We start from the raw sequence: 6642 nt of genomic DNA, 5'->3' as shown, positions 1-6642 counted from the left end.
CATTAAAAGTCGTTAAAATACGCCGCAGAAAAACGACGCTTTTTATCGTCACCTAGCCGTGTCATATATGCGGTCTATCAATTGCAGTAACCACAACCGTGGAAGGACTATTCATGTCAAAACGTACAATAACCGTGATCCCAGGTGATGGGATTGGCCCAAGCATTATCGATTCAGCATTAAAAATCCTCGATAAAGCAGGATGTAACTTTGAATATGAATTTGCTGATGCAGGGTTAACGGCGTTAGAAAAACACGGTGAATTAGTACCGCAACGTACTTTAGACCTTATCGAGAAAAATCGCATTACGCTTAAAGGACCATTAACCACACCTGTCGGTGAAGGTTTTACCTCTATTAATGTGAGCTTACGTAAAAAGTTCAGCCTTTATGCTAACGTGCGCCCGGTGATTTCATTTAAGGGAACCCAAGCGCGTTACGAGAACATTGATATTATTACCGTCCGTGAAAACACTGAAGGTATGTACTCAGGCTTAGGCCAAAAAATCTCTGACGATGGTCAAACAGCCGAAGCGACCAGTATCATTACTCGTCAAGGTGCAGAGCAAATCACCACGTTCGCATACGAACTTGCACGTAAAGAAAATCGTAAAAAAGTGACTATCGTTCATAAAGCCAACATCATGAAATCAACTTCAGGTTTATTCTTGAAAGTGGCACGTGAAGTGAGCCTGCGTTACCCAGACATCACCACCGAAGAAATGATTGTTGATGCCACTTGTATGAAACTGGTTATGAACCCAGAAAACTTTGATGTTATCGTGACCACTAACCTATTTGGCGATATATTGTCTGATTTATGTGCCGGTCTTGTAGGCGGTTTAGGCATGGCTCCAGGTGCAAACATCGGTCGCGATGCCGCTATTTTTGAGGCGGTACACGGCAGTGCACCAGATATCGCAGGTAAAAACTTAGCTAACCCAACCTCGGTAATTTTAGCGTCGATTCAAATGCTAGAATACCTAGGTATGTCTGATAAAGCTGAGATGATCCGTAGCGCAGTATCAGCTGTTATTGAAGAAGGCGACCGTACTACCCGCGATTTAGGCGGCACTCACGGCACTACCGACTTCACTCAAGCGGTACTCGATCGTCTAGGATAATTCCATATGGTTACGTTAATGACTGAGTTATCTGTCATTAACTAAAAAGCCCCTTATGCAATGTTGCATAAGGGGCTTTTTGTTAGCGGCGCAATAGTATTTTTATGCGTAGCTCACACCCTTTTCAGGAAATATCCATAAATGCACGGTCACTTCATCGCGGTCATGATAAAGGTGCTTACACTGCATTTTAAAATCAATTTCATTTTCAGTTAAAATGGCACCAATGGTTTCTAAAATCACGCTAACTTCTTTATAGCGGCTTTTCATTGGTAACTTAAGATTAAAAATAGCTTCTTTAAACCAACCATTAATCGCCCATGCTTCCATTAATTCAGCAACTCGGGCTGGCTTTTCAACCATATCACACACTAACCAATACACATTTTTACGTGGTGGCTCAAAACGAAAACCATCTGCACGGTAATGCTTCACTTGGCCTGTTTCCATCAATTTTGGATCCATTGGACCGTTATCAACGGCAGCAACCATCATCCCACGGCGAACTAATTGGTAAGTCCAACCACCAGGACAAGCGCCTAAATCAACAGCATTTAACCCACTACGACAACGTGTTTCTTGTTCTTCTTTAGTTAAAAAAGCTCCAAAAGCTTCGTCTAGCTTAAGGCTTGAACGACTAGGCGCATCTGCAGCCATTCTTAACCGAGGAATACCCATAAAGTGTGGCGAACTATTGTGGCTTAACGAATAACCCGCATACGCTTTGCCAGGCCCGATAAAACACACATGAATAATTGGACGGCGGTCACTTTCAGCGTTAAGCAATGCGCCGCTCTTTTTTAAACCTTGACGTAACGGCACTGTCAATTTGCGACAAAATGCAGATAATTCTTTTGCTTCATTGGTGTCAGGCGTTTCAACGCGTAGCTCACCACATTTTGAGAGCGCGGCCAATGAAGCTACAATAGGCCCTACTCGATCTTGTTCAGGCAAATCACTCAACAACTCACCAGCGGCAAACATCTGACGCGCAAAAACTAATGAACTAAGCGCCAATTCCTTAACTAACGTATCGGCACCATTATCGTCAAAACATTGATAGATCACATAGGCATCGTTGATGTTGGTTTTAACAAAACCACCCACATTTAATTCAGTTGCCCGTTGTTGAATTTCTGCTGCACAGTCTTTTTCATAGCCTGAGCGACAAAATAGGAATAGGTTTTTCATTTGGAGCCTTAGCGTAAAGATATTCGCATAATCGCGAGACAATAATCTCGCTATTATACTCAAAAATGCTCAAGGTGGGAGAATTTAGCTAAGGCATTATTCTGCTGATTTTGCATGCCAAATCGCCGCAGCAAATAACAACCACCCCACTAAGAAGCATAACCCGCCCATAGGCGTAATTGGGCCAATCCATTTAGCCCCCGTAAAGGCATAAAGGTATAGCGAACCAGAAAACAATATTATCCCAGCAATAAAGCTATAAGCAGCCCAGTTGATCAACTTAGATGGGATCCAATGAGCAGAAAAAGCCAATGCAATCAATCCGAAGGTATGATAAAACTGATAATCGACCCCGAGTTTAAAAATACTCACTAATTCCGGTGGTGCGATAGTTTTAAGCCCATGAGCAGCAAAAGCCCCCAGTGCTACAGCCATAAAACCACTTAATGTGGCAAACAATAATAGACCTTTATTCATTTTACTTAACCTCATACAACATAAATCGACAATGCATCATACTATTGAAGCAAGCTGACTTTCGTGACTTAAACCATCACCGTTAGTATTCATGTAGTGTTAATATTGATGCTGGGGTTGATCAAGCTATCAGCAAAGTAGACACCGCATATGCGTAAAACATAGCGTTACAGCATTAACCTAATCGGGTAATAAACTGACTAATATTCTCGATGGCATGATCAAGATTGCCCTCAAGGGTATAACCAGAAGATTTTCGCGGTTGCAAACTATGGTCACCATCACCAATCCAACAGACTTCGGCATGTTTACCCAAAGCCCAATTGGGTACTTGTTGAAGATCGCCAAATTTATCTCGATCAACTTGAACAATCAGCATCGGAATTGAATTGTGCTGAATAGGCGCAAGTCGTGGTTCTCCACCTTTGAGGGGAATAAAAGGGTAGCCTAAACACACAATTGCACTAATTTTATTGGCAACATCTTTAACAAGAGGTTGTTGTAATTGATGGTCTGAGCTGGTCAATATTGTCGACATACGGCCACCCATTGACTTGCCCATTAAGATTATTCGCTGACAATTAATAAGACCCAGCGTCATTTTTTGTTGAATATCTAGCAGCACCTGTTCATAGTGCGCCAGTAATTTAGGTGCTCGATCAGGCGGACGGCGTTTACCATCTTGCATATTGGCCTGCATATACAAGAAATTAAATCGGTACACTTGATAGCCTTGAGCGATTAACTTATCGGTCATCGAAGTCATATATTGATGATGCATATTCGCCCCAGCACCATGAGCAAAAACAATCAAAGTGTCACTTTTAGGACCTTGCAAAAGAAAATCATCAGCTAACACTGGCGTATTATCCGGTAAGCAACTCACTACGCGACTCCTCTGCAAACATATCAACCATCCACTCTCTAAAAGCTGAAATTTTACCTATTTCAGAATGATTTTGCTGACACACTAAATAATAAGCATCTTTGCTCACCAGCACCTCAGAAAACGGGCACACTAAGCGCCCAGCTTTGATATCAGGTCTTGCTAGTACGCTATATCCTAATGCCACACCTTGACCATGCGCAGCTGCTTGTAGCACCAATGAAGAATGGCTAAATATAGGCCCTTGATTGACATTGATGTCAGTCACGCCACATTGTCTAAACCATGCCTGCCAATCTTGACGGCTGGAATCATGTAATAGAGTGTGGAGTTTTAAATCACTAGGCTGAATTAATGGCTTAGGACCATTGAGTAATAATGGCGAACATACGGGAATCAGCACTTCATTACGCAGTTTATCAGCACGTAGTCCAGGCCAATTACCTTGACCGTAATAAATAGCCACATCGACATCATCCGTTAACGAACTGGCATCACTGTCTACCGCCTTAATACGCACATCAATATCAGGATTTTTTTCGCTAAATTTAGCTAAACGAGGCACTAACCATTGAATAGCAAAACTCGGAGACATGCTCACCGTTAACGATCCCACCGCGCTTCGGGCAAGCAGGCGATTAGTCGCCTCGCCGAGCTCAATAAAAATGTCTTTAATGTCCAGAAAATAGCTTTGGCCTTCTTCTGTTAACAATAATGATCTATTTTTACGCCTAAACAGTTTTAGCCCTAAAAAATCTTCTAATGCTTTAATTTGATGACTCACTGCAGCCTGAGTGACAAACAACTCTTCTGCGGCGCGGGTAAAGCTCAAATGTCGTGCTGCAGCTTCAAATGCTTTAACTGCATTCAAAGGAGGTAATCGTCTAGACATAGTGATCAATCTCTCGTTTTTTAATTAGTTTTTCTAATGATTATCGTTATTTTTTGTCGTTTGTAAAGAACACTGTGTTTGGTTAAATTAGCATCATTGAAAATACAGTTGGACAATCTCTACGATGTTACTGGGATAGTCCGGCAAATGTGACTTATTAGCCTGGAGGCTCACCCCCAATGTTCAACCTAAACACTATTTTTGCAGTCGCGTTAACATCCATAATGGGTTTATCTTCTGCTCAAGCGACTGAACTAGAACCTATCGATATGATCGATTTACATGCTGAATTATCGCAAAGCATTGAAGCGATGCAAATTGATATCAATTATGATGTTAACAGCATTTTAGTTGCTGACAATGATGAACAACAAAAAACTTCAGAAGCGGTTCAAGCTAATTAGAGCCAGTTCATCTTAAGCACGTTACTGAGACAATAAAAAACCGCATTAAATGCGGTTTTTTATTGTCTGTGGTTCGTCTCACTCGAAGCGTATTACTGCTCCAGCTCACCGCTTCAACCAACACGAAAGAGGATAAGTCACCCAAATAGCTCCAAGTCACAACACCGTAAAGACGATGTCGTTTCGAAGACTTAAGGACGATACACTTTAACGTTAGTATAGCCTTGCTCTACAAGATATAAGGCTTGCAGCTTACTCATCACACCACGGTCACAATACAATAAATACGTTTTAGACTTATCTAAATCGGCAAATTGGGTCGCTAACTTAAAGAATGGAATCGCTTTAACCATTACATTATCAATTAATAATGGGCTACGTTCTTCTTCTTCAGGAGCACGAACATCAATGATTATTTCACCTGAAGCCACGTCTTTAACCGTTTCAGTCTCGGTCACTTGTTGGTTCATTTCAGCTTCAATATCACGAATATCCATTACCACAGCAGACGCAACTACACGGTCGATTAAATCTTCAGAGAATTTCAGCTCTTCTGCTTCAACCTTAGATAATACCGCTTTAACTGTAGGTTTTTGTGAAATCACACCACAATACTCGGGAATAGACTTCGCAAAATCTTCAGTGCCAATAATACGGCTCTGATTAATAATATCTTGTTTATCCATTGCGATAAGCGGGCGTAAAATCAATAAATCGGTACTGCGATCGATAACATTTAGGTTAGTCAGTGTTTGACTAGATACTTGACCTAAGCTCTCACCTGTTACTAACGCTTGAATACCGTATTTGTCAGCAATACGTGTCGCTGCACGCATCATTACACGTTTAAGTACCACACCCATTTGACCGTTATCAATACGCTCTAAAATCTCTTCAACCACGGGCTCGAATGGCACTGACACAAAACGTACTTTGTGAGACTCACCGTACTTTTTCCACAGGTGATACGCGACTTGCTTAACGCCAATTTCGTGCTGAGCGCCACCTAAATTAAAGAAACAGTAATGGGTACGAGCGCCTTTCTTAATAAACTGAAAACTCGACACACCAGAATCGAAACCACCCGAAATAAGTGACAACACATCTTCTTGTGTCGCCATAGGAAAACCGCCTAAACCTTGAATGCGACGTTCAACCATGTAAAGCTTATCTTGATTGATTTCAAGATTAACGGTTACGTCAGGGTCTTTAAGTTTTACCCCTAGCGCCTCAGTGTGTTGATTTAATCCACCACCGACATAACGCTCAACATCAATTGAATTAAAGTCATGATTACCAGAACGTTTTACGCGGACACAAAAAGTTTTACCGGCAATTTCATCACGGTATTTAGGCAAAGCTTGCTGATAAATATGATCGATCGAATCAAAACTGTACTCACTCACTTGCACCACATGAGCAATACCTGGAATACAAGCTAGTCGCTCTGCAAAAACGTCACACAATTCAGGTTTATCGCTCGGTACTTGCACGATGATACGATCGTATAACCGTTGTACTTTTGCACCTTCATCCACATTTTTAAGCACATTACGTATATTAGTTTCAAGCATTTTGGTAAAGCGCATTCTTACCGACTTGCTCTTCATCATAATTTCAGGGTACAGCTTTACAATAAACTTCATGGGGCGTCCACAGGTATAACCA

At 41.5% G+C, this 6642-nt stretch carries 7 protein-coding genes; 2 read left to right on the top strand and 5 right to left on the bottom strand.

Annotated elements, in window-relative coordinates:
- Window positions 1–113 precede the first annotated feature (113 nt).
- Window positions 114–1124, top strand: a complete 1011-nt coding sequence (locus CXF78_RS07020) for an isocitrate dehydrogenase (protein ID WP_011638228.1) — start codon at window positions 114–116, stop codon at window positions 1122–1124.
- Between the two features lie 102 nt (window positions 1125–1226).
- Here CXF78_RS07020 and rlmM read toward each other — a convergent pair whose 3' ends face one another.
- The 4 genes from rlmM to CXF78_RS07000 all read right to left on the bottom strand — a co-directional run bounded on the left by rlmM (window position 1227) and on the right by CXF78_RS07000 (window position 4570).
- Window positions 1227–2315: a 23S rRNA (cytidine(2498)-2'-O)-methyltransferase RlmM gene (rlmM, locus tag CXF78_RS07015; RefSeq protein ID WP_011638229.1), complete on the bottom strand. Its 1089-nt coding sequence runs from the start codon at window positions 2313–2315 to the stop codon at window positions 1227–1229.
- A gap of 96 nt (window positions 2316–2411) precedes the next feature.
- A complete protein-coding gene (locus CXF78_RS07010; protein ID WP_011638230.1) occupies window positions 2412–2792 on the bottom strand; it encodes a DUF423 domain-containing protein in 381 nt (126 codons plus the stop codon).
- A gap of 175 nt (window positions 2793–2967) precedes the next feature.
- Window positions 2968–3678 (bottom strand): alpha/beta family hydrolase, encoded by a 711-nt coding sequence (locus CXF78_RS07005; RefSeq protein ID WP_102036368.1) that lies wholly within the window; start codon window positions 3676–3678, stop codon window positions 2968–2970.
- Window positions 3659–4570, bottom strand: a complete 912-nt coding sequence (locus CXF78_RS07000) for a transcriptional regulator GcvA (protein ID WP_011638232.1) — start codon at window positions 4568–4570, stop codon at window positions 3659–3661. Before CXF78_RS07000 ends, CXF78_RS07005 begins: the two co-directional genes overlap by 20 nt.
- A gap of 179 nt (window positions 4571–4749) precedes the next feature.
- Between CXF78_RS07000 and CXF78_RS06995 the strand changes: the two genes are divergently transcribed.
- Window positions 4750–4974 carry a hypothetical protein gene (locus CXF78_RS06995; RefSeq protein ID WP_011638233.1) on the top strand — a complete coding sequence of 75 codons (225 nt, stop codon included), beginning with the start codon at window positions 4750–4752 and terminating at the stop codon, window positions 4972–4974.
- Between the two features lie 191 nt (window positions 4975–5165).
- Here the strand turns inward: CXF78_RS06995 and thiI are convergent, their stop codons facing one another.
- Window positions 5166–6620, bottom strand: coding sequence for a tRNA uracil 4-sulfurtransferase ThiI (thiI, locus tag CXF78_RS06990; RefSeq protein ID WP_059744317.1), 1455 nt, complete (start codon window positions 6618–6620; stop codon window positions 5166–5168).
- Window positions 6621–6642 lie beyond the last annotated feature (22 nt).

Source organism: Shewanella sp. 11B5, from assembly GCF_002836795.1.
Taxonomy (GTDB): Bacteria; Pseudomonadota; Gammaproteobacteria; order Enterobacterales; family Shewanellaceae; genus Shewanella; species Shewanella frigidimarina.
The sequence above is the reverse complement of the archived record's forward strand: the minus strand, read 5'-3'. Positions and strand labels throughout refer to the sequence as shown.